Annotated in this window: 20 protein-coding genes; 12 read left to right on the top strand and 8 right to left on the bottom strand. The window is 68.6% G+C overall.

Annotated features, from left to right (window positions below):
* Positions 1–13: 13 nt before the first annotated feature.
* On the bottom strand, positions 14–1,012 hold the full coding sequence (locus AC1DQJ_RS19750; RefSeq protein WP_477606478.1) for a helix-turn-helix domain-containing protein: 999 nt from the start codon (positions 1,010–1,012) through the stop codon (positions 14–16).
* 168 nt (positions 1,013–1,180) lie between these two features.
* On the bottom strand, positions 1,181–3,439 hold the full coding sequence (ptsP, locus tag AC1DQJ_RS19745) for a phosphoenolpyruvate--protein phosphotransferase (protein WP_477606476.1): 2,259 nt from the start codon (positions 3,437–3,439) through the stop codon (positions 1,181–1,183).
* Positions 3,440–3,632: 193 nt separating this feature from the next.
* On the opposite strand from ptsP, the gene AC1DQJ_RS19740 reads away from it, so the two are divergent.
* Entirely contained in the window at positions 3,633–5,354 is a 1,722-nt protein-coding gene (locus AC1DQJ_RS19740; RefSeq protein WP_477606474.1) for an alpha/beta hydrolase, read from the top strand.
* Here the strand turns inward: AC1DQJ_RS19740 and AC1DQJ_RS19735 are convergent.
* Positions 5,284–5,898, bottom strand: a complete 615-nt coding sequence (locus AC1DQJ_RS19735; protein WP_477606472.1) for an N-acetyltransferase family protein — start codon at positions 5,896–5,898, stop codon at positions 5,284–5,286. The two genes, AC1DQJ_RS19740 and AC1DQJ_RS19735, sit on opposite strands and share 71 nt — an antisense overlap.
* Positions 5,871–6,512, bottom strand: a complete 642-nt coding sequence (locus tag AC1DQJ_RS19730) for a helix-turn-helix transcriptional regulator (RefSeq protein ID WP_477606470.1) — start codon at positions 6,510–6,512, stop codon at positions 5,871–5,873. The genes AC1DQJ_RS19735 and AC1DQJ_RS19730 overlap by 28 nt, the downstream gene beginning before the upstream one ends.
* A 72-nt stretch (positions 6,513–6,584) precedes the next feature.
* Here AC1DQJ_RS19730 and AC1DQJ_RS19725 point away from each other — a divergent pair, with 72 nt between their 5' ends.
* Entirely contained in the window at positions 6,585–7,985 is a 1,401-nt protein-coding gene (locus AC1DQJ_RS19725; protein WP_477606468.1) for an MFS transporter, read from the top strand.
* On the opposite strand, the gene AC1DQJ_RS19720 is transcribed toward AC1DQJ_RS19725, so the two are convergent.
* Positions 7,982–9,232 carry an aspartate kinase gene (locus AC1DQJ_RS19720; protein WP_477606496.1) on the bottom strand — a complete coding sequence of 417 codons (1,251 nt, stop codon included), beginning with the start codon at positions 9,230–9,232 and terminating at the stop codon, positions 7,982–7,984. The two genes, AC1DQJ_RS19725 and AC1DQJ_RS19720, sit on opposite strands and share 4 nt — an antisense overlap.
* Positions 9,233–9,407: 175 nt before the next feature.
* Here AC1DQJ_RS19720 and ubiG point away from each other — a divergent pair, with 175 nt between their 5' ends.
* From ubiG to AC1DQJ_RS19675, 9 genes are all read left to right on the top strand, one after another.
* Positions 9,408–10,160 carry a bifunctional 2-polyprenyl-6-hydroxyphenol methylase/3-demethylubiquinol 3-O-methyltransferase UbiG gene (gene ubiG, locus AC1DQJ_RS19715; RefSeq protein ID WP_477606466.1) on the top strand — a complete coding sequence of 251 codons (753 nt, stop codon included), beginning with the start codon at positions 9,408–9,410 and terminating at the stop codon, positions 10,158–10,160.
* A gap of 25 nt (positions 10,161–10,185) precedes the next feature.
* Positions 10,186–10,989 carry an FkbM family methyltransferase gene (locus AC1DQJ_RS19710; protein ID WP_477606464.1) on the top strand — a complete coding sequence of 268 codons (804 nt, stop codon included), beginning with the start codon at positions 10,186–10,188 and terminating at the stop codon, positions 10,987–10,989.
* 1 nt (position 10,990) lies between these two features.
* Positions 10,991–11,407, top strand: coding sequence for a thiol-disulfide oxidoreductase DCC family protein (locus AC1DQJ_RS19705; RefSeq protein ID WP_477606462.1), 417 nt, complete (start codon positions 10,991–10,993; stop codon positions 11,405–11,407).
* The gene (locus AC1DQJ_RS19700; protein WP_477606460.1) at positions 11,404–13,023 is read left to right on the top strand and encodes a DUF4166 domain-containing protein; all 1,620 of its coding nucleotides are present in this window, start codon (positions 11,404–11,406) and stop codon (positions 13,021–13,023) included. The genes AC1DQJ_RS19705 and AC1DQJ_RS19700 overlap by 4 nt, the downstream gene beginning before the upstream one ends.
* A gap of 59 nt (positions 13,024–13,082) precedes the next feature.
* A complete protein-coding gene (locus tag AC1DQJ_RS19695) occupies positions 13,083–14,696 on the top strand; it encodes a long-chain fatty acid--CoA ligase (protein ID WP_477606458.1) in 1,614 nt (537 codons plus the stop codon).
* A 102-nt stretch (positions 14,697–14,798) separates the two neighbouring features.
* A complete protein-coding gene (locus AC1DQJ_RS19690; RefSeq protein ID WP_477606456.1) occupies positions 14,799–15,716 on the top strand; it encodes an alpha/beta fold hydrolase in 918 nt (305 codons plus the stop codon).
* A 63-nt stretch (positions 15,717–15,779) separates the two neighbouring features.
* Positions 15,780–16,175 (top strand): hypothetical protein, encoded by a 396-nt coding sequence (locus tag AC1DQJ_RS19685; RefSeq protein WP_477606454.1) that lies wholly within the window; start codon positions 15,780–15,782, stop codon positions 16,173–16,175.
* Between the two features lie 129 nt (positions 16,176–16,304).
* The gene (locus tag AC1DQJ_RS19680) at positions 16,305–17,387 is read left to right on the top strand and encodes a Zn-dependent alcohol dehydrogenase (RefSeq protein WP_477606452.1); all 1,083 of its coding nucleotides are present in this window, start codon (positions 16,305–16,307) and stop codon (positions 17,385–17,387) included.
* A gap of 157 nt (positions 17,388–17,544) precedes the next feature.
* Positions 17,545–17,739 (top strand): hypothetical protein, encoded by a 195-nt coding sequence (locus AC1DQJ_RS19675; RefSeq protein WP_477606450.1) that lies wholly within the window; start codon positions 17,545–17,547, stop codon positions 17,737–17,739.
* A 109-nt stretch (positions 17,740–17,848) separates the two neighbouring features.
* Here the strand turns inward: AC1DQJ_RS19675 and AC1DQJ_RS19670 are convergent, their stop codons facing one another.
* The 3 genes from AC1DQJ_RS19670 to arsC form a co-directional block, all read right to left on the bottom strand.
* On the bottom strand, positions 17,849–19,078 hold the full coding sequence (locus AC1DQJ_RS19670; RefSeq protein WP_477606448.1) for a TetR/AcrR family transcriptional regulator: 1,230 nt from the start codon (positions 19,076–19,078) through the stop codon (positions 17,849–17,851).
* 127 nt (positions 19,079–19,205) lie between these two features.
* On the bottom strand, positions 19,206–20,564 hold the full coding sequence (locus AC1DQJ_RS19665; protein WP_477606446.1) for a peptidoglycan DD-metalloendopeptidase family protein: 1,359 nt from the start codon (positions 20,562–20,564) through the stop codon (positions 19,206–19,208).
* A gap of 143 nt (positions 20,565–20,707) precedes the next feature.
* On the bottom strand, positions 20,708–21,076 hold the full coding sequence (gene arsC / locus AC1DQJ_RS19660) for an arsenate reductase (glutaredoxin) (protein WP_477606444.1): 369 nt from the start codon (positions 21,074–21,076) through the stop codon (positions 20,708–20,710).
* 193 nt (positions 21,077–21,269) lie between these two features.
* Between arsC and AC1DQJ_RS19655 the strand changes: the two genes are divergently transcribed.
* Positions 21,270–21,872 carry a YceI family protein gene (locus AC1DQJ_RS19655; protein ID WP_477606442.1) on the top strand — a complete coding sequence of 201 codons (603 nt, stop codon included), beginning with the start codon at positions 21,270–21,272 and terminating at the stop codon, positions 21,870–21,872.
* Position 21,873 lies beyond the last annotated feature (1 nt).

Raw genomic sequence — 21,873 nt, 5'->3', positions numbered from 1 at the left:
CCGGGCGCCTAGGCTAGCCGGCGAGTTTGACCGCGGTGGTCGCGGGTTCCGGCATCAGGCCCTTGCTCTGGCCGCCCAGGAACACCTGGAAGGCCGCTGGGTCGGTGACCTCAATGTTGATGCCCTTGAGGTTGGGCACGCGATAGGCCTCGCCGGCCGAAAGCTGGCGGGCGAAATACGTCGCCCCGCCGTCGCCGCGCACGATCAGCGAAGCGCCCTTGCGGGCCTGCAGGGTGACGATGGAGCCGGTCGACTCGGCGCCGTAGACCGTGCCCTTGGCGACGAAGATCGGCGGCAGCGGCTGGGCCGGCGCCGCTTCGACCTGCGGGTTGGCGGCGGCCGCCTTCCTGGCCGCCGCGACGGCGTCGGACGAGCCGCCGGCGGCGGTCGCCTCGGCCAGGCCGGGCGTTTCGTAGGGCGTCGGCGTGGTGGATTCGACCGGGGCCGGCAGCGGCGCGCCCAGGGCGACCGGCCCGGCGGGCGCGGCGCTCAGCTCGGCCTTGGCGATCGCGGCCGGAGGCGCGGTGTGCGGCGGCGGCGCGTCCTGGCTCATGGCCCGTTGCGCGACGTTCCAGAGGATGATGGCGGCGACCACCAGCATGCCGCCGGCGACGATCAGCGTCAGGCGCGGATCCTTGCTGTCGCTGACCCCGATCGGGGCGCGAAGCGAGCTGTCATGCACCGGCTCGTCGCGCCGAAAGCGCTCGACGGCGGCGTCGCCGTCCAGGCCCAGCGAAATGGCGTAGGCGCGGATGTAGCCGATGGTGAAGGGGCGCGAGGGCAGTTCGTCCAGCCGCATCTCTTCGATCGCCGCCAGATAGCTGCGGCGAATGCGGGTGGAGTCAGCCAGGACTTGCAGGTTCAGGCCGCGGAATTCGCGCGCAGCTTTCAGCGCAGCGCCAATATCGGGACCAGCTTCCAAGGTGGGCGTGATTGCGTCGCGGCCGCTCGTTTGGCGATCGCCATCCATCCGCAAATCCAGATTGGTAACCCCGCCAGTATCGAGCGGCATGGCTACTTGGCGCCTCTTGCTAGCGTTACGATCTAAAGGCGAATTCCCGCCTGATCGCGATTACAGTAAAGATGTTAATATTCCATTGTGGGGTATCATTCGAGGCATTGTGATTCAATGCGCTATTCAGACGCGGGCCCGAATGGTCAAGCCTGTTTCGGCTGAAGTCTAGATCGCCAAATACAATTTGCGGGCGAGGGTCTCGATCTCGTTGCGGACCGAGCCGGCCGAGGTGCGCAGCAACGCCGTGACGCCGCGGCGGGCGGCCTCGCGATCGCAGGACAGCACCATCTGCTTGACTGGCCCGATGCCGGCCGGAGGCATGGACAGCCGGTCGAAGCCCAGCGCCACCAGGGCGAAGGCTTCCAGCGGCCGTCCGGCCATCTCGCCGCAGACCGAAACCGGCGTGCCGGTCTCCTCGCAGCCCTTCTGGATCATCTCCAGCGCGCGCAGGGCGGGCGGAGAGAGGAAGTCGTAGCGGTCGGCGACCCGCGGGTTGCCGCGGTCGGCGGCGAACAAATACTGCATCAGGTCATTGGTGCCGACGCTGACGAAGTCGGTCATCGGCAGCAGCGCGTCCAGGTGCCAGACCACGGCCGGCGCCTCGATCATCGCTCCGACGTCCAGGCGCGAGGGGGCCGGGCGGCCCCGGCGCTGGGCCCAGGCGACCTCGTGGTCGACCATGGCGCGGGCGGCGCGGAACTCGTCGACGCTGGCGACCAGCGGGAACATGATGCGCAGCGGACGGCCGCGCGACGCCGCGATCAGCGCGCGCAGTTGCAGGCGCAGCAGCGCCGGGCGGTCCAGGCCCATGCGGATGGCGCGCCAGCCGAGGGCTGGGTTCTCTTCACGCTCCGCCTCCAGATAGGGCAGCACCTTGTCGCCGCCGAGGTCGAGGGTGCGGAAGGTCACCGGCCGGTCGCCTGCGGCGTCCATCACCCGGCTGTAGAGCGCCGTCTGGGCGTTCAGCCGCGGCATCTCCTCGGCGACCATGAACTGGAATTCGGTGCGGAACAGGCCGATGCCTTCGGCGCCGGTCTCTTCCAGGATGTCGAGATCGACGTCGAGCCCTGCGTTCATCAGCAGGGTGACCTTGGCGCCGTCGCGGGTGAAGGCTGGCGTGTCGCGCAGCTTGGCGAACTCGGCGCGGCGTTGCTTGCGCACCTCCAGGCGGGCCTGCAGGGCCTTCACAACGTCGGGGCGGGGCCGCAGATAGGCCTCGCCGGTCTCGGCGTCGACGATCACCGGGTCGCCTTCGGAGACCTTGTCGCGCAGCCCGGCCAGCCGTCCGACGCAGGGAATGTCCAGGGCGCGGGCGACGATGGCGGCGTGGCTGGCCGAAGAGCCTTCCTCCAGCAGCAGTCCGGCCAGCTTGGTGCGGTCGTATTCCAGCAGGTCGGCCGGCCCGAGGTTGCGGGCGATCAGGATGGCGTTCTCGGGCAGGTCGCGCGCGGTGTGGCCGTCGCCGGAGAGGTGGCGCAGCAGCCGGTCGGCGAGGTCCTCGAAGTCGTGCAGGCGTTCGCGCAGATAGGGATCGCGCGCCTGGCCCAGCCGGGCGCGGTGTTCGGAGCGCACGCGTTCGACCGCGGCCTCGGCGGTCAGGCCGTTGCGAACCGCGTCCTCCAGACTGCGGTTCCAGCCGCGGTCGTGGGCGAACATCTTGTAGGTCTCAAGCACCTCGTACGAGGCGTCGACCAGCCCGTGCTCGCCGCCCAGCATGTCGTCGATCTGGGCCTGCAGGCCCAACACCGCGGTTTTCAGCCGGGCCGCTTCGGCGACCACGTCCTCGGCCAGCAGTTGCGAGGGGGCGACCGGCGGTTCGTGCAGGACGGCGACGCCCAGCGCCAGGCCGTCGGCGAACTTGGAGCCGATCAGACGCTCGGGGCGGTGCGGGGCGATCTCGACGCCCTTCAGCTCGCCTTCCAGCTCGCTGCCGGCCACCATCTCGGCCAGCACCATGGCGACGATCTGCAGGTCCTCGACCTCGTCGTCGGTATAGACCCGCTCGGTGCGGTTCTGGACGACCAGCACGCCGATGGCGCGGCCCCCGCGCAGCAGCGGCACGCCCATGAAGGCGTGGAACGGGTCTTCGCCGGTCTCGGGCCGGTAGGAGAAGGCCGGGTGGTTGGGGGCGTCCGACAGGTTCAGCGGCCGGCCCAGGCGCATGATCTCGCCGACCAGGCCCTCGCCGGGCTTCATGCGGGTGACGTGGACGGCGCCGGGGTCGAGGCCCTCGGTGGCGAAGAGTTCCATGTCGCCGCTGGCGCGCCGCATGTAGAGCGAGCAGACCTCGGCCACCATCGAGCGGGCGATGATGCGCACGACCATGTCCAGGCGCGACTGGGCCGGCCCGCCGGAGGCGAGCGCTTCGCGAATCTGCCGTAGCAGGCTGCGTTGTCCCCGAACCGCGACGCCCGGCATGGCCATCGGACAGCTTCTCTCCCTGGTCTCTTTCTTCGCTCCTAGCAGCTTTGAACGTCAGAACGGAGACGAAAAGGGCCAGGGGCGAGTTTGTCGAACCTGACTGCATATTCGTCATACAGCAGAGCCCCTGGCGCCGCCCTGGCGGGGGCCGCATAGTCCACTCCAAAGAACATGGTTCGGCCCTGGGGAGGCGTCGATGGGCAAGGGATGGCTGGGTTTCCTGGTCGGCTGGGTGGTGATTCTCGTCGGCGGGCTGCTGGCGCACCAGGTGCAGACCGCCGGCGGGGTCAGGGTCGAGGACGTCCGCTTCGCCGGCGACAAGGGCACGACGATGGCGGCGCTGGTCTACACGCCGCCGGGCGCCAGCGCGGCCGATCCGGCCCCCGGGGTGCTGGTCAGCCATGGCTACATCAACACCCGCGAGATGCAGTCGGCCTTCGCCATCGAGCTGGCGCGGCGCGGCTTCGTGGTCGTGGCCATGGACCAGCCCGGTCACGGCTATTCGACTGGGATCGTCGGCTCCAACGACTTCGGCGGCGCCGCCGCGTTGCGCTACATCCGCAGCCTGCCGCAGGTCGACAAGGCCAATATCGGACTGGAGGGGCACAGCCTCGGCGGCGGCCCGGTGGTCGGGGCGGCCGCTTCCGATCCGCAAGGCTACCGCTCGGCGGTCCTGGTCGGCTCGACGCCGGCCATCGGCGCGGTGTTCGGATCGGCGGCCAGGGCCGAGCTTCGCAACCTCGCCGTGGTGTTCGGCGGCTATGACGAGTTCGCCCCGCTGATGTGGCAGGTCGAGCGCGGCTTCGACGTCCCGACCTCCAAGGCCATGCAGGCGCTGTTCGGGACCACGGGGCCGATCAGGCCGGGCCAGGTCTATGGCGACCTCGCCGCCGGGACCGCCCGGGTGCTCTACGTGCCGCCCGTCACCCATCCCTGGGAGCATTTCTCGGTCGGCGGCGTCGCCCCGGTGGTGGACTGGTTCCAGCAGACCCTCGACGGCGCGGCCAGCCCCCTGCCGGCGACCGACCAGATCTGGATCTGGAAGGAGGTCGGGACGCTGGCGGCCTTCGCCGGCTGCATCATCCTCATCCTGGCGAGCTTCAACCTGCTGCTGTCCGCGCCATGGCTGCGGACGCTGGCCCAGCCGCCGCAGGGCGGCGTCGAGCGGCGCGACGGGCGCTGGTGGCTGTCTTTTGCGATCACGGCGGCGCTGCCGGCGGCGACCTTCTTTCCGCTGATGAAGCTGGGGATGCTGTTCTTCCCGATGCAGCTGTTTCCGCAGTGGATCACCAACCAGCTGCTGGTCTGGGCGCTCATCGGCGCTGTGCTGACCCTGATCCTCGGCGTCGTCCTCAAGTCGTCCAGGCCGGCTGTGCGCGCCGACTGGCCCCGCGGGATCGCCGTTGCCCTGCTGAGCGTCGGCGTCGGCTACCTGTCGCTGCATCTGGTCGACCGGCTGTTCCACGTCGACTATCGCTTCTGGGTGCTCGGCCTGAAGCCGCTCGACGCGCTGCATGCCGGCTACGCCCTGGCCTACCTGCCGCTCTGGACCGCCTTCTTCGTCGTCGCCCTGCGGGCGCTGCACGCCAATCTCGCGGTGAAGGGCGACAGCCGCCTGGCCCAGTACGCCGGCGGCGTGCTGGCCATGGGCCTGGGCTTTGCGGTGCTGCTGGCGATCCAGTACGGGGCGCTGTTCACGACCGGCCGCCTGGCGATGGCCGAGCCGCTGAACACCATCATCGCCATCCAGTTCGTCCCGCTGCTGGCGGTGGTCGGGCTGATCGCCGTGTTCACCTGGCGGCGAACTGGCAGCTACCTGCCCGGGGCGCTGATCTGCGCGCTGCTCGTCACCTGGTACGTGGTGGCGGGAACGGCGACGCATTGGTCGCCGCAGTTCCAGTTGCCGATGCCGGGCTAACCGGGCTCACCCGCTTGGCCATCAGCAGGTCGGGCTTGCCCGGGCCGTTGGCGTCGGGCAGCACGCCGACCGGTTCGTAGCCCAGGCGGCGATAGAAGAAGAAGGGGTGGCCGGTCGTCGGCCTGATCGCCGCCAGCTTGGCCAGGGTGTCGGGGAACAGGTCCGCCCCGAACAGGCTGGTGCCGCCGACCTCGTCGTCCGTGCCCAGATAGACGGTCAGCTTGCCCATGGCGGCGACCCGCGACTCCAGCGCCGCGGTCAGGGCTGATCCGACGCCCTTGCCTTGATGGGCGGGATCGACGGCCAGCGGATGCAGCTCGGCGGCGTGGCTATAGGTGTCGATGCCGCCGATGAGGCCCAGCACGACGTCGCCATCCAGGGCCGCCAGCGCGAAGCGCTCGGGCACGGTCAGGAAAGTTTCAACCTCGGCTTCGGCGTCGCCTTCCTCCTCGTAGGCCGGAATGTGGGCGAACGCCTCGCGCAGGATCCGCGCGCACTGGGCGCGTTGGTCGGCCGTCAGATATTCGAAGGCGACGATATGCATGGGGTGACAAGGTAGGCGCAGCGGCGCGCGCCCGCCAGGATGTGGTCCACCCGTTCGACCTGGGCCGGGGCCAGCATGGTCCTGAAGAGGTCCAGCTCCGAGCGGCAGAAGCCTTGGCAGGCGCTGGCCGCCGCGCAGATCGGGCAGTGGTTCTCGACTAGGAGGTAGGTCCCGCCAGCGGTGTGGGTCCACTCGGCCATGTAGCCTTCGCTGATCCGGATCTGGGTCAGCCGGTCGATGCGCTCCTCCAGCGACGCCGAGCCGTCCAGGGCGTGCGAATAGGCGGTCTGGGTCGAGGCTTCCCGGCGTTTGACCAGCCGCTCCAGGCCCTCGGCGCCGAACTCGCTGCGCACAGCGTCGAGCAGTTCGACGGTCAGTTGGGCGTGGGTGTTGGGGAACCGCTCGTCGCCCTTGGCGGTCAACGACCACGAGCGGCGCGGCCGGCCGACCCCCATCCGCTCGGTGACGTGCTCGACCAGGCTCTCGCTGGCCAGCTTTTCCATTTGCAGGCGCGCGGCCTGGCGGGTCACACCCATGGCCTCGGCGATCGCCCTGGTCTGGGCGGGCCCCTTGCTCTTCAGCAGCAGCAGGATCTGGTCGGAGGTCGAGCGCATTTGACAACAGGAAGATTGCAAAACCTGCGGTCCGGGTCTAGTGCGGAATATGTAAAGTAGGATGTTGTCAAAATGACCGCAGCGGCGCGCGCCGATGGCAGTTGGACCGACGTGGTCGGCGAGGGCAGGCTGCCGCGCTTCATCCTCATCTGCCTGGGCGTCTGGATCAGCGCCGCGGACTCGATGGTCACCGCGACGATCATGCCCAGCGTCGGCGCGGACCTGGGCGGCTACGCCTATTTCGGTTGGGCGACGGCCGGCTTCCTGCTCGGCTCGGTGCTGGCGGGCGCGAGTTCGGGGCTGTTGGCCCTGCGGTTCGGCCTGCGCCGGGCGACCGCGGCCGCGGCACTGCTCTACGCCATCGGTTGCGCCTTGAGCGCCTGGGGTCCCGACATCGCCAGCTTCCTGATCGGCCGGGTGCTGCAGGGCATGGGCGGCGGCTGGGTCGTCGGGTTCTGCTCGGTCGCCATTGGCCTGATGTTCCCCGACCGCCTGCTGCCCAGAGTCTACGCCTCGGTCACCGCGATCTGGGGCGTGGCCAGCCTGCTGGGACCGATGATCGGCGGGATCTTCGCCGACCTGAACGCCTGGCGCTGGGTGTTCTGGCTGTTCGCGGTCCAGGGGCTGGGCGTGGCCTGGGCCGCCTTCGCCATGCTGCCGCGCGGCGACCAAGGGGACGAGGGCGCAAGGGTCGCCTGGCCGCAGCTCGGGCTGATCGCGGCGGGGGTTGTGGCCATCGGGCTGGCCGACATCGCCCACGACTTCGTCCGCTCGGCGCTTTTGACAAGCCTGGGCGTGTCATTGCTTTTGGCCATGGTCTGGCTGGACGCCCGCGCCAGCGTCAGGTTGTTGCCGCGCGGGGCTGGAAACCTGACGACAATTCCCGGTTCCGGCTTCGCGACGATGTTCCTGCTGACCGTCGCCTCGATGGGCTTCTCGATCTACGGCCCGGCCATCCTGCAGAAACTCGCCGGCCTCTCGGCGCTCGGCGCCGGCTACGTGGTCGCGGTCGAAGCGGCGGCCTGGACGGTCGCCGGATTGATGGTGGCGCACCTGACCGGCGCCTGGCCGGTGCGGATGATACGCCTGGGCGCGGTGGTCGCCACCCTGGGCGTAGCCCTTAGCGCGCTTGTGTTTCCGCCGGCCTCGGTGGTCGGCGTGGTGATCGCCGGGGCCCTGCTGGGCTGCGGCTTCGGGCTGTCCTGGGCGTTCATGAGCCAGCGGCTACTGGCCTCGCTCCCGGCCGAGGAGCGGGCGATCGGGGCTGCGGCTATGACCACCGTGCGCCTGACCGGTTCCGCGGTCGGCGCGGCCAGCGCCGCAGCCGTCGCCAACCTGGTCGGCTTCTCGCAAGGCCTTACGGCGCAAAGCGCCCAGGCCGCAGGGCTCTGGGTCTTCGCCTCGATCGTACCGGTGGCTATGCTCGGAATCTGGTGCGCCTGGCGGCTGACCGCCAAGCGCCCCGCCGGCTAGAGCTGGTCGAGGCCGAAGCCGGCGTGCAGGGCGCGCACGGCCAACTCGGTATAGGCCGCGTCGATCAGCACGCTGATCTTGATCTCGCTGGTCGAGATGACCTGGATGTTCACGCCTTTGTCGGCCAGCGACTGGAACATGGTCTTGGCGACGCCGGTGTGGCTGCGCATGCCGACGCCGATCACCGAGACCTTGGCGACGTCCTCGTTCACCTGCACGTCGTCGAAGCCAATCTTCGGCTGGGCGGCGCGGACGATCTCGACGGCGCGCTGGGCGTCGCGCTTGCCGACCGTGAACTCCATGTTCGCCGTGTCGGCGGTGCGCGCATGGCTCTGGACGATCATGTCGACATTGACGTTGGCGTCGGCCAGGGCGCCGAAGATCTCGGACGACACGCCCGGATGATCGGGCAGGCCGAATAGGCTGATCTTGGCTTCGTCACGGCTATAGGCGACGCCGCTCACGATCCGCTTTTCCATGATCTCTTCCTCGTCGCACACGATGGTGCCTTGGCCGGGCGCTTCGCCGGGCTCGACAAAACTGGACAACACCCGCACCGGCACGTTCTGGGCCATGGCGAGTTCGACGGAACGGGTCTGCAGGACCTTGGCGCCCAGCGAGGCCATCTCGAGCATCTCCTCGTAGGAGATCTTGCCGAGCTTGCGGGCCTTGCTCTCGATGCGGGGGTCGGTCGTGTAGACGCCGTCGACGTCGGTGTAGATATCGCAGCGGATCGCCTTCACCGCCGCAGCGATGGCCACGGCGCTGGTGTCGGAGCCGCCGCGGCCGAGCGTGGCGATGCGGCCGTCGCGAGTGACGCCCTGGAAGCCGGCGATCACCGCCACTTGGCCGGCGTCTAGGGCGGCGGCGAGCTTGTCGGGTTGAATGTCGTCGATGCGGGCGCGGCCGTGCGCGTCGTCGGCGATAATCGGGATCTGCCAGCCCAGCCACGACTTGGCGGGCAGGCCCATGTTGCGCAGGGTCATGGCCAGCAGGCCGGCGGTCACCTGTTCACCCGAGGCGACCACGGTGTCGTACTCGTCGTCCGACGAGGCCAAGCCCTGGGCGGCCGGGCCGGCGCCGTCTGTCCAGGCGACCAGCTCGTTCGTCTTGCCGGCCATGGCCGAGACCACGACGGCGACCTTGTGTCCGGCGGCCACTTCGGCGGCCACAAGCCGGCCGACACGCCGGATACGCTCAAGGTCGGCCACCGAGGTGCCGCCGAATTTCATCACTAGCCGAGACAGCGCAGGAGCTCCGCTTGATAGGGAAGGCTGCGCCTAATAGCGGGGTGGGCCGCGAGGGGCAATGTCTGCCTTTGGCGGGGCGAAAACGACGCGCCCCGCGCAAGATGGCGCCCAGGACGAGCGCCCCCAATCATAGGGGCTGGCGTCCCGGCGCGCGTGGGGGGAAAAGGGTTTCATGTCGCACGCGTCCACCTCCTCGATCGACCCGAAAGAGGTCGAACAGTTCTCGCGCATCGCCGCCGAATGGTGGGATCCGAAGGGCAAGTTCGCCCCCCTCCACAAGTTCAATCCGGTGCGCCTGGCGTTCATCCGCGAACAGGCGCTGCTGCGCTTCGGGCGAGACGCCAAGGGGCTGCGGCCGTTCGAGGGCCTGCGGCTTCTGGACATCGGCTGCGGCGGCGGCCTGCTCAGCGAGCCGATGACCCGGCTGGGATTCCAGGTGACGGCCGTCGACGCTTCGGAGCGCAACATCGGCACGGCCAGCGCCCATGCGGCCGAGCAGGGCCTCTCCATCGACTATCGGGCCACCACAGCCGAGGACCTGCTGGCCGCGGGCGAAAAGTCCTTCGACGTGATCCTCAATATGGAGGTGATCGAGCACGTGGCCGATCCGGGCGAGTACCTGCGCAACTGCGCGCGGCTGCTGGCCCCCGGCGGGCTGATGATCGTTGCGACCCTCAACCGCACCCTGAAGGCGTTCGCCCTGGCCAAGGTCGGCGCCGAATACGTCTTGCGCTGGGTGCCGGCCGGGACCCACGACTGGACCAAGTTCCTCAAGCCGGAAGAACTGCGCGGCTTTCTGGACGGCGAGCCGGTGGCGGTCCAGGGGCCTTTCGGAGTCGCCTACGATCCGCTCAGCGGCCGCTGGTCACGCTCTTCCGACTGCGACATCAACTACATGGTGACGGTTACGCGAGACGCAGCGTAAAGAGGCGGCCCTATAAGGAAGCGCCATGTCCTCTCTACGGGTGCTCGGTCACGCCTTCCGCGCTTGGCGCCGGAACAGGATGTGGGCCAAGCACGAGCCTGAAACGCCCTATCTCGCCGACTTGCTGAGCGGATCGCCGGTCTGCCTGCATGTGGGCGCGAGCGATGGACGTCACTCCTATGTCATGACCCAGGTCGCGCCGGCGGCGCAGATCCACGCCTTCGAACCGTCTTCGTTCACCTTCCAGGTCTTGAAGACCTGCCTGGCCTGGCATCGGATTTCGGCCCAGGTCACGCCGGTTCAGGCGGCCATCGCCAACATCCGCGGCGACCTGCTGTTGGTCACCCCGATCAAGTCCACCGGGCGCCTGGCGCGCGGCTACGCCTTCGTGTCCATCGAACCGCCCGAAGGGCCGCTGCGCCCGGACTTCAATGACGCTGGCCAGGAAATTGAGCCGATCGACGTCATTACGCTCGACGCCTACTGCGAAGGCCAGGGCCTGGGCCGCATCGACTTCATCCGGATGGACGTGGAGGGCGCGGAGCTCTGGGCGCTGCATGGCGCCCAAGGGATCATCGATCGCGACCGCCCGCATGTGTTGATCGAAATCCATCCGATGATGCTGGAAGCCCGCTTCGGCGGCACGGCCGAGGCCGTGGTCGAGATCTTCCAGTCGCGCGGCTATCGGATGTTCGCCCTGAACGGCGACCGTCTGGAGGAGCGCACCTGCGTCGAGGCCGACGTGCCCTGGAAGGACTACTTCTTCGTCCACCCAGCCCGGGCCGGTGAATTGCCCGACGGGGTGTTCAAGGCGCGGATGGCGGCCTGATATGGCTCCTGATGCAGACGGCGTCTGGGTTTTCGACGGCGTCTGCAATTTCTGCTCGGGCTCGGTGCAACTGGCCTTGGCCCTGGACCGGGCCGGAGCACTGAGGTTCACGCCGATGCAGTCGCCCTATGGCCGTGACTTGGCGATCCAGGCGGGCATCGATCCCGACCTTCCGAACAGCTTCATCTTCATGGACCGCGGCCAGGCCCTCCAGGGCTCGGATGCGGTGATCGCCTTGTTGCGGCGGCTTCCGGCCCCGTGGCGCTGGCTGGCTGCCGTGCGCGTTGTACCCAAGGCCTGGCGCGACGCCGGCTATGACTGGATCGCTCGCAACCGGTATCGGCTCATGGGCAAACGCCGCGAATGCATGGTTCCCACGCCTGAGGTCCGGGCGCGCTTCATCCTGGAGCGGCCATGAGCGCCCGCGTCATCCTGGTCGGCGCGACCGGCGCGTTCGGCGAGCGGTTGGCGCGGATGCTCGCGACCTGGCCGCAGGTCGAACTGGTTCTCGCCGCACGTGGCGTCGCGCGGGCCGAAGCCTTGGCGCGCGAGCTTGGCTGCCAGGCGATAGGCTTCGACCGCGACCATCCTGAAAACCTTCGAAGCCTCAGGCCCTGGGCGGTGATCGACGCGGCGGGCCCGTTTCAGCAGGGGAATTTCGGCTTGGCGCACGCCGCGTTGACGGCCGGCGCGCACTACATCGACATCGCCGACGGACGAGCCTTCGTCGCGGCGTTCGCCGATGCGCTGAACGCGCAGGCGCGGGCGGCGGGCGTGCTGGCGGTGACCGGGGCGAGCTCGACGCCGGCCCTCTCCAACGCCGTGCTGGACGTGATGACGCAGGGTTGGGCGGCGATCGACATCGTCAGAGTGGCGATCTCGCCGGGCGCGCGGGCGCCGCGCGGCCTTTCGGTGGTGCGCGCGATCCTCTCCTACGCGGGTCGCGAAGTCGCGGTCTTCAGCGCCGCCAGGTGGAACTGGGAGGCGGGATGGAGCGGCCTGACCCGTATGCAGTTTCCCGGCCTCGGCCATCGGCTGGTCAGTCTCTGCGACACGCCCGACCTGGACATCCTGGCTGGCCGGGTGCGCCGCGAGGCGCGGTTCATGGCGGGTTTGGAGTTGGCGCCCCTACATGTGGGTCTGTGGCTGCTGGCCTGGCTGCCGCGCGCCTGGCTGGTGAGGTCGCTGGAGCCGGCGGCCAAGCCGCTGCTGGCGATCGCCGATTTCTTCGCGCCGTTGGGCTCTGACCGCGGCGGCATGGTCGTCGAGGCGCAGGGTGAGGGGAGGGACGGCGGTCCTCGCGTGGCGCGCTGGTCGCTGGCGGCCGAGCGCAACGCCGGTCCGAGCGTGCCGGTGGCGGCCGCGGCGGCTGTGCTGCGTGGGCTGCTGGAAGGCCGCATTGCACAGCGAGGCGCGCAGGCCTGCGTCGGGCTGGTCACCGTGGACCAGATTTTGGCGGAGCTGGCTCCCCTGCCGATCACGACGAGTCTGGAGTCAGGCGAGGGCCCGCCGACCTTGCTGCGCGGCCTGCTCGGCGATGACGTCGAGCGGTTGCCGCCGCAGGTGACGGCCGTCCACGATCGGGTGGCGGTAAGAACTTTCCAGGGGCGAGGCCGGGCGCGGGGCTCGGTGAACCGAAGGGCTCGCCTGCTACGCGCGCTTGTCGGTTTGCCCGAGCCCGGGCGCTATCCGAAACTGTCAGTGACAATCGCCCCGGAGCCAGGAGGCGAGCGCTGGCTGCGCGACTTCGGCCCGCGTCGCTTCAGATCGTACCTGGCGAGCGTACGGACCCCCGGCCAGTTCGAGGAGCGGATAGGCGCTTTGCGGTTCCGCTTCGCGCCTCAAATGCGGCCTGACGGCTTCAGCTGGCGGTTCCTGTCATGGTCGCTGCTGGGGCTGCCGCTCCCGAAGGCGTTGGCGCCGACCATCCGAGCCAAGACTTTTGCGCGCGACGGGGGCTACCGGTTCAGCGTGCTGACCGCGCATCGGTGGCTGGGGGTGGCGTTCGCCTATTGCGGACGGCTGGACGGCTAGCCTCCCGCACGACGTCGGCCTAGGCTCTCCTGAACAACAAAAAGGGGAGGAGCCTGGCGATGCTGGCCCTAATGATGGACCGAGCACTGAGCCTGCCCTCGATCCTCGAGTATGCGGCCGCCTATCACGGTGATCGGGAGATCGTGACCCGCACGGTCGAGGGCCCGATCCATCGCTACGACTACGCCGCGGCGCTGGCCCGGGCCAAGCGGATGGCCAACGCCCTTATCGACCTGGGCGTGAAGCCGGGCGACCGGGTGGCGACCCTGGCCTGGAGCACCCATCGCCACTTCGAGCTCTACTACGCGGTCTCCGGCATCGGCGCGATCCTCCACACCATCAATCCGCGGCTGCATCCCGACCAGATCGCCTGGGTCGCGGGGCACGCCGAGGACTCGGTGCTGCTATTCGACGTCAGTTTCGGGGAGCTGGTGGGCGAACTGGCGCCCAAGCTCTCCACCGTGAAGACCTATGTCGCCATGACCGCCCGCGCGCATGTGCCGCCGCAGTCGCCGCCCGGGACGTTGGTCTACGAGGAGCTGATCGAGGGCCATTCGCCAGACTTCACCTGGCCGGAGCTGGACGAGCGGACGGCCTCGGGCCTCTGCTACACCTCAGGCACCACAGGCAATCCGAAGGGCGTGCTCTACGGTCATCGCTCGACGGTGCTGCACGCCATGGCACTGGTGCAGCCGGACGCCTTCGACCTGTCGGCCCGCGATACGGTGCTGCCCTGCGCCCAGATGTATCACGCCAACGCCTGGTGCACGCCCTACGCCGCCCCGCTGGTCGGGGCCAAGCTGGTGCTGCCGGGCCGACAGCTGGATGGGCCGTCGATCTGCGAGCTGGCGGTGGCCGAGCAGGCCAGCTTCCTACTCGGGGTGCCGACCATCTGGGTCGGGGTGCTCGATCACCTGGACCAGACCGGGCAGAAGCTGACCTCTGTGCGCAATGTCGCCATCGGCGGTTCGGCTCCGACCGCCTCACTGATGCGGCGGGTGGAGAGCCAGCTGGGCGCGACCGTCCGCCAGATCTGGGGCATGACCGAGACCAGCCCGATGGGCGTGATCAACACCCCGCTGGCCAAGCATGGGCACGAGAACGAGGACGCGGCCTACGCCCGAAAACTGAAGCAGGGCCGGGGCCTGTGGGGCGTCGAGCTGCGGATCATGGGCGACGACGGCGTGGTCCAGCCGCGCGATGGGACCAGCGTCGGCGCGCTGCAGGTGAGGGGGCCATGGGTCTCGTCGGCCTATTTCAAGAACGAGGGCGCACAGGTCTTCCTGGCGGATGGCTGGTTCGACACTGGCGACATCGGCACGATCGACCCTGAAGGCTATCTGCGGCTGACCGACCGCGCCAAGGACGTGATCAAGTCGGGCGGCGAGTGGATCTCGACCCTCGACCTGGAGGACGCCGTCTCCTCGCACCCCTCGGTCGCGCTGGCAGCGGCGATCGGTATGCCCCACCCGAAGTGGGACGAGCGGCCGCTGTTGCTGGTCGTGCTTCGGCCGGGCCACAGCGCCGATCCCGAGGAGCTGAAGGCCCACGTCGCTGCGCGGGTGGCCAAATGGTGGACCCCGGACGAGGTGCGGATTGTCGCCGAACTGCCGATCGGCCCGACCGGCAAGGTGCTCAAGCGCGAACTGCGAAACCAATTCGCTACCGTCTGACCTATTGCGCAGCTAATAGGCCGGCCGGCGAACCGGTCTTGATCTCTCGCGTTCAATCCACACGTCAGGAATCCGAAAGCCTCGTTGGCTGGGAGTGGAGTTTTGAAGCGCAAGAGACCCAAGGGCGTGCTGTCCATGGCGTGGGCCTGTATCGAATGCGCCGCGACAGGCCGCACCGAACACGTCCCGACGTCCGACGACTATCCCGACACCGTGGTGCGGCGCCTGCAGTTCGAAGCAGGCGGCGGGCTCGGCTGGAAGCTGTCGGCCATCGCCACCCCGCGGACCCGAGCCGCCCCCTGGAAGATCGTGGTGGTCACTGGTGCGCCCTCATGGGCCGAGTATTGGGCGCCGGCCCTTGCGGCGCTGCCGCCGGACCGCGAGATGGTGGTGGTCGATCGCCCCGGCTACGCCGGCTCGGAGCCGGTGGAGTACGTGGGCGACATCCGGATACAGGCCCGCGCGCTGGCGCCTCTGCTGGAAGCCAGGCCCGGCCAGAAGGTGTTGCTGGTCGGTCAATCCTATGGCGCGGCCATCGCCACGCTGATGGCCCAGCAGAACCCGCGCAAGGTCGGTGGGCTTGTGCTGCTGTCGGGCTATTTCGGCGAGTCCGGCCCGACCGCCCGTTGGCTGGTCCGCTTGGGATCGAGGCTGCTGAAGATCATTCCCCGCGACCTGCGCCACGCGGTGATCGAGGTTTCCAACCAGCCTGGCCAACTTGAGCACCTACACGCGGCGCTGCGTGGAATGAAGGTTCCGGTCCATGTGGTCCACGGCGATCGCGACGACTTCGCTCCGATCGAGATCGCCGAGCGGCTGGTGGCGGAGACCCGCACCCGGACGCCGATCCGCTTCGAACGGGTGGCGGGCGCCAACCATTTCCTCAACGACGGGCCGGTCGAGCCGCTGCTGGCGGCGCTGGAAGCCTGCATTCCGCCGCGCAGGCCACTGCTGCCCTTCAAACTGCCCGCCCTGAGTTGGTCGCGGCTGCAATTCGGGCGAACCGCCGCTCAGGCGTGAGCGGACGGAACCGCCCGGCGGGCCGCGCAGTTGGGTCCGGGGCGGGGAGAAATGGAGGGCGCAATGCTCCTCAAGATCATCACCGCAGCCGCCGCCACCGTTGTGCTGGGCGGGGCCGCCGCCGCGCAGCAGCAGTCGTACGACGGTCTGCCGCCCCTGAACTCGGGGGCTCCCAAGGCTCAGCTGCCGCCCCTGCAAGGGGCGCCTGTCGCAACGACGGGCGCGGCGACCAACACCGGGATCGGCGCCACCGAAGGCATGGGCGACGACTCCGTCAAGGACGCCCTGGGGCGCGAGATCGACAAGATGGGCAAGACCAGCGCGCCGGCGACCCTGCAACCGCTCGGCGTGGCGGGCGACCTGGGCAAGGACGCCAGCACGCTGGCGCCGAACCAGATCCTGCCGGGATCGGGTCTGACCACCTATTCAGGCCAGTCGGCGAACTGGATCCCGAAGTAGAGCCAGCTTCAAAAACGGCCTTGGCCGCGGACATCTGAACAGCGATAAGGTGGGCGTGACGAAAGCCGCGGCCGCACCGCGACTTCGACAACCGCCCGCTTGGGCGTCGCTTTGGGGAGATCGCGACAAATGAAAGCCGCCGTGCTGCGCGAAGTGGGCAAACCGCTTCTGATCGAAGACGTCCAGATCAACAAGCCGGGCCCGCACGAGGTGCTGATCCGCACCAAGGCCGCCGGACTCTGCCACTCCGACCTGCACTTCATGCAGGGCTCCTATCCGACCGCCCTGCCGGCGGTGCTGGGTCACGAGAGCGCGGGTGTCGTCGAGCAGGTCGGCTCGGAAGTGCGCACGGTGAAGGTGGGCGACCACGTCATCACCTGCCTGTCGGCCTATTGCGGCCACTGCGAGTTCTGCCTGACCGGCCACCTGTCGCTGTGCGTGTCGCCCGACACCAAGCGCGAGGCCGACGAGGAACCGCGCCTGAAGGCCACCACTGGCCCGATGCAGCAGTACCTGAACCTGTCGTCGTTCGCCGAGCAGATGCTGGTCCACGAGCACGCGTGCGTCGCGATCCGCAAGGACATGCCGCTGGACCGCGCGGCGCTGATCGGCTGTTCGGTGATGACCGGCGTCGGCGCTGCGATCCATACCTCGAGCGTGCGTCCGGGCGAGACCGTCGCGGTTATCGGCTGCGGCGGCGTCGGCCTGGCGGCGATCAACGGTGCGGCGATCGCCGGCGCCGGCCGGATCATTGCGATCGACATGGTCGCGTCCAAGGGCAACCTCGCCCATCAGTTCGGGGCCACCGACTTCATCGACGCCTCCAAGACCGACGCGGTCAAGGAAGTGCTGGAGATGACCAAAGGCGGCGTCCATCACTCGTTTGAGGCCATCGGCCTGTCGAAGACCGCCGAGCAGGCGTTCGGCATGCTGCGGCGCGGCGGCACCGCCAACGTCATCGGCATGATCCCGATCGGCCAGTCGATCACCCTGCCGGGCTTCGCCTTCCTCGGCGAAAAGAAGCTGCAGGGCTCGATGATGGGTTCGAACCGCTTCCCGGTCGACATGCCGCGCCTGGTGGACATGTACATGAACGGCAAGCTGAAGCTGGACGAGATGATCTCGCAGCGGATCAAGCTGGAGCAGGTCAACGAAGGCTTCGACGAAATGAAGAAGGGCGAACTGGCCCGCTCGGTCATCGTCTTCGACTGATCCGATCGTCAGGCGCCAAGTCTCGTTAAGCCCTCCCTCCGGGGAGGGCTTTTTCGTGGGCGGCTCAACTATTTGTAAGGCGCGCGGCGAGCCGCTGCGAGATCGCGGGCCGAGGGTCCTCCTCAGGCGGAACTCACCGCCATCTGGAGCACACCCCATGAAGTCTTCCGTCCTCCTCGCCGGTTCGCTGGTCGCGACCCTGGCCATGGCCGGCGTAGCCTCGGCAGCGACCGTCGCCGCGTCCGCCCCCGCGCCGGCCACCCAGACCACCAAGTCCAGCGCGCAGCACGCCAAGAAGCATCACGGCAAGAAGGCCGCCGCCGCCCCTGCGGCCGCGCCCGCCACCAAGTAGTCGCCGCGCACAAGGCAAGCACACCCCAAGCGCAGGCGGCCTCAGCTCTCCAGGCCGCCAGCGCAGCGCGCTTTCTACAGCTCCGGGCGATCCCTCGCCCGGGGCTTTTCTATTTGACGAAAAAGCCCAACAGGGCCGGGCGCAGGTATTCCTCCACCACGCCGGTGGTGGAGGCTGGGGCCCTCTTCGGGTCGAGTGGGAGGCAGGCGTTGAACGCCACCATCAGCGCGTGGGCCGCCAGCAGCGGGTCCACCGGCCTGATCGAACCGTCAGCGACGCCGTCCGAGATGATCCCCGCAAACGAGTGGGCGATCTGCTGGAAGCGGATGAACATCTGGCGGCGCATGGCGTGCGGCACAGCGGCCATGGCGTGATGGCGCAGGATCGCCCCACCGCCGCTGGCGGCCTGATGCATGCCTAGCGAGGCCGCCGCCAGCCACAGCCGGGTCCAGCCCGGCTCGGCCTTGGCCGCGTCGCGCTTGGCCTGGTCGATGAGGTCGAAGGTGCGGCCGAAGCAGGCGACCGCCAGCTCATCCTTGTCGGCGTTGTGGTGATAGAAGGAACCCTTGGTGACCTTCAGCTCGGCCGAGATCTTGTCGACAGAGGCGCCGCGATAGCCTTCGCGGTTGATCAGCTTGGTCGCTGCGATCAGGAAGCGGTCGCGGGTGACTTCATCGTTCTCGGCGCTCGGCGCGCCCAGGTCGAGCAGCGGCTGGTCCGGCCAGGCCTGGCCGGCGGCGGGGAGCCCGCCGACCATAATGTCCGCCAGCCGCTCGGCGACGCGCGGATAGTCCTGCGGCTCGTAGGACGGCAGCCAGGTGTCCGACCAGGTCAGCTGGTTGACGACCAGGCGGGCCATCCCCTGGCGGCGCGGCGCGCCGACCCACGGGGTGTCGTCCGACTTCAGCAGGCGGCCGATGCGAACATAGAGGGTCTCGAAGCTCTCGATCACCGGCTGCTTCTGGTCGCCTTCGATCAGATAGACTTCGCTGAACGGAGCGAGCGGAATCTCTTCGCCGAGCGCGATGCGGCGGCGAGTCTCGAAATAGGCCGCGACGAAGGTCCGTAGGCGCTCGGCCGGCGTGCTGCACGCCTCGGCGCGGTCCAGCATCTCGGCGAACCGGCGGATGGTGTCGTGCAGAACCGCGGCCGCCAGGTCTTCCTTGCGCTTGAAGTAGTAGGTCAGGCTGACCGGATGCAAGTCCATCCGCTTGGCCACCGCCGCCAGGGTGAAACCGCTCATCCCCTGGTCTGCGAACACCTTGGTCGCCGCGGCCATGATGGCGTCGCGCTTGGCTGCGTAGCGGGCGCGTGGCTTGGATTGGACGGCTGCGGTCAAGCGACTCTCTCCGGGTTCCAAGCGCGACATTAGTGCGCGTCAGGCCAGGTTGGAAGCTTGGCGCGTGCGCCAAAAGCCTTCCCTGGGGGAAGCCTATGCGCGAAAAGCCGTGTGGTGAAAGCGGCTTTTAGCGGCGCAGCGGGGTCGGATTTTCGGTTTCCGCAAGGGCCAGTCGCTCGGGCGCCTTGTCGGCGCCTTGCCCGGCGACCAGGGCGTCGATGCGGGCCTTTTGGGCCCGGAAGGAGGCCAGTTCGCCACCGGCCAGGACCGTGCCTTGCGGCACCTTCGCGCCGACCGGGTTCACACGCTTGCCGTGCTGCCAGATCTCGTAGTGCAGGTGCGGGCCGGTGGAGGCGCCGGTGGAGCCGACATAGGCGATGACCTGGCCCTGGCTGATCCGCTGACCGGCGCGGACGCCTTTACCGAAACGTGAGAGATGAGCGTACCCAGTTTCGAAGCCGCCGGAGTGGCGGATGCGCACCCAGTTGCCATAGCCGCCCCAGCGCCGGGCCTCGACGACCACGCCATCGCCTGCGGCGACCACCGGCGTGCCGCTGCCGGCCCCGAAGTCGATGCCCTGGTGCATGCGGTTGTAGCCGAGGATGGGGTGACGGCGCATGCCGAAGCGGCTGGTCATGCGCGCATTGTCGACGGGCGTGCGGAGCAGGAAGCCTTTGATATTCTTGCCGTTTTCGTCGAAGTACTGGGTGTCGCCGTTGGGGCGTGCGAAGCGGTAGAACTGCACGCCCTTGATCGAGGCGTATTCCAGTTCGCCGGTCTCGATGGTGCGGCCGCTCTCGGTGACCTTGCGGTCGAAGACCATGGTGAAGTCGTCGCCGGGCTTCAGGTCGCGGTCGAAATCGACCTTGTGCGAGAACAGCTTGACCATGCTGGAAACGATGGTGGGGTTGGCCCCCATGCGCGAGGCGCTCTCGTAGAGCGAGCCGGAGATCTCGCCGCGGGCGACCATCTCCTCGTCGCGGATCTTCTCTTCCATTTCGCGCAAGCGCAGGGCGCCGTCGAAGGTGCGCGACAGGGTGATCGATTGGGCCGGGCCGGTGCGCAGCGACAGGCCGATCAGCCGGGCCTGGCCACGCTCGCCGCGCGGCTTGGCGATGGCGGCGTCGAAGGCCATGCCGGCCTTGATGTGAACGGTGTCCATGGCCGCGGCCAGGGTCTCGACGGCTCGGCGGGCCTCGTCGCGCGGCACGCCGGCGCGCTCGACGGCGGACTCCAGGGTTTCTCCGGGCAGAACCTTCACCGGCACGCTTTCGGGGCGCGTGAAGCCGGGCTGAGCCTCGGACTGGGTGAAGGCGGCATGTTGCAGGGCGGCGATGGCTGAGGGATCGAGCGGCGCCTTGGCGGGACCGGCGGCCTGGTCGGTGGTCAGCTTCCAGCCCAGGGCCAGTGCGGCGACGCCGGCCAGGCCGATGGCCAGGCGCGGCGTGAGGCGGAACGTCGGACGTCGCGGATCGAACTCTTGCATCGTGCCCCCCGTACTCGCGATGCCCACGGACTGGTCCGGCCCGCCCGTGGAGAAAAGCGGAACTTAACTGGCGAACGGCTTAGCCGTTGTCTACCGATATGGTTAATCGCTGGTAAGCTTTGCCGGCGATTTGTTCTGACTGCTTAGATCAGACCCAAGACCAGTTCGGCAGGACGGCACAGCGCCGCACCCTTCGACGTCGAGACGATAGGTCGATTCACCAGGATCGGATCGAGGATCATCGCCGCGATGATCGCCTCGTCGGAGGCGCCTGGATCGGTGAGGCCGAGCTCGACGGCGCGGGTGCCGCGCTCGCGCAGGATCTCGCGGGCGCTGACGCCCATCCTGGCGGTGAGGGCGGTCAGTTGCTCGCGGCTCCAGCCCTCTTTCAGGTACTCGACGACCTGGGGCTCGAGGCCCTTTTCGCGCAGCAAGGCCAGCGTATTGCGGGACGTGCCGCAGGCCGGATTGTGGTAGATGACGACGTCCGCAGCCTGGTTCTGATCGCTCATGCGGTGTCCTCCGAAATCCGAACTGAAGTGCGCGCAAACTTGGCAAGCGGGCAATAGCGCGTTCGGCGGCCAAATGACCATACCCGCGGCGCAACAAGGAAATAGTGAGGCTTGCCTTGACGGGGGGCGGGTGCGGCTCGATCTATGGGCGACTGGGCCCCTGACTACTACTCTCCTTGGAGAACTACAGACCATGAAGAAGCTTCTTGCCGCCGCGAGCCTGGCGGCGGTCATGATCGCCACGCCTGTCCTGGCCCAACAGCCGGGGGCTCCGGACGTCTCGCGCATCGCCGCGGCGACCTACAAGGTCGACGCCAACCACACCCAGGCCGTCTGGTCGGTCAACCACATGGGCTTCTCGATCCTATACGGGATGTTCGGAAGCATGAGCGGCACGCTGGAGTTGGATCCGGCCAAGCCGTCCGCCGCCAAGGTCGCCATCGAGATCCCGCTGTCGGGCCTGACCACCACCTCGGCCGGTTTCACCAAGCACCTGTCGAGCAAGGACTTCTTCGACGTCGAGAAGTTCCCGGCCGGCAAGTTCGTGTCGACCTCGGTCGTTGTCGACGGTCAGAAGGCCAAGATCACCGGCGACCTGACCCTGCGCGGCGTGACCAAGCCGGTCGTGCTGGACGCCACCCTGACCGGCGCTGGCGCCAACCCGATGAGCAAGGCCCAGACGGTCGGCTTCCATGCGACCACTAAGCTGAAGCGCAGCGACTTCGGCCTCGGCTACGCCTCGCCGGTGGTGAGCGACGACGTGAACCTCGAAATCACCGCCGCCTTCGAGAAGTAGG

The organism is Phenylobacterium sp. P4_E10, from assembly GCF_056401675.1.
Note: the sequence above shows the minus strand (reverse complement) of the source record. Positions and strands in the feature narration are given on the sequence as shown.

Excerpts from the sequence above, each read along its gene's own strand:
- AC1DQJ_RS19750 (WP_477606478.1), bottom strand. The coding sequence starts at position 1,012 with ATGCCGCTCGATACTGGCGGGGTTACCAATCTGGATTTGCGGATGGAT.
- ptsP (WP_477606476.1), bottom strand. The coding sequence starts at position 3,439 with ATGGCCATGCCGGGCGTCGCGGTTCGGGGACAACGCAGCCTGCTACGG.
- AC1DQJ_RS19740 (WP_477606474.1), top strand. The coding sequence starts at position 3,633 with ATGGGCAAGGGATGGCTGGGTTTCCTGGTCGGCTGGGTGGTGATTCTC.
- AC1DQJ_RS19735 (WP_477606472.1), bottom strand. The coding sequence starts at position 5,898 with ATGCATATCGTCGCCTTCGAATATCTGACGGCCGACCAACGCGCCCAG.
- AC1DQJ_RS19730 (WP_477606470.1), bottom strand. The coding sequence starts at position 6,512 with ATGCGCTCGACCTCCGACCAGATCCTGCTGCTGCTGAAGAGCAAGGGG.
- AC1DQJ_RS19725 (WP_477606468.1), top strand. The coding sequence starts at position 6,585 with ATGACCGCAGCGGCGCGCGCCGATGGCAGTTGGACCGACGTGGTCGGC.
- ubiG (WP_477606466.1), top strand. The coding sequence starts at position 9,408 with ATGTCGCACGCGTCCACCTCCTCGATCGACCCGAAAGAGGTCGAACAG.
- AC1DQJ_RS19710 (WP_477606464.1), top strand. The coding sequence starts at position 10,186 with ATGTCCTCTCTACGGGTGCTCGGTCACGCCTTCCGCGCTTGGCGCCGG.
- AC1DQJ_RS19705 (WP_477606462.1), top strand. The coding sequence starts at position 10,991 with ATGGCTCCTGATGCAGACGGCGTCTGGGTTTTCGACGGCGTCTGCAAT.
- AC1DQJ_RS19700 (WP_477606460.1), top strand. The coding sequence starts at position 11,404 with ATGAGCGCCCGCGTCATCCTGGTCGGCGCGACCGGCGCGTTCGGCGAG.
- AC1DQJ_RS19695 (WP_477606458.1), top strand. The coding sequence starts at position 13,083 with ATGCTGGCCCTAATGATGGACCGAGCACTGAGCCTGCCCTCGATCCTC.
- AC1DQJ_RS19685 (WP_477606454.1), top strand. The coding sequence starts at position 15,780 with ATGCTCCTCAAGATCATCACCGCAGCCGCCGCCACCGTTGTGCTGGGC.
- AC1DQJ_RS19680 (WP_477606452.1), top strand. The coding sequence starts at position 16,305 with ATGAAAGCCGCCGTGCTGCGCGAAGTGGGCAAACCGCTTCTGATCGAA.
- AC1DQJ_RS19675 (WP_477606450.1), top strand. The coding sequence starts at position 17,545 with ATGAAGTCTTCCGTCCTCCTCGCCGGTTCGCTGGTCGCGACCCTGGCC.
- AC1DQJ_RS19665 (WP_477606446.1), bottom strand. The coding sequence starts at position 20,564 with ATGCAAGAGTTCGATCCGCGACGTCCGACGTTCCGCCTCACGCCGCGC.
- arsC (WP_477606444.1), bottom strand. The coding sequence starts at position 21,076 with ATGAGCGATCAGAACCAGGCTGCGGACGTCGTCATCTACCACAATCCG.
- AC1DQJ_RS19655 (WP_477606442.1), top strand. The coding sequence starts at position 21,270 with ATGAAGAAGCTTCTTGCCGCCGCGAGCCTGGCGGCGGTCATGATCGCC.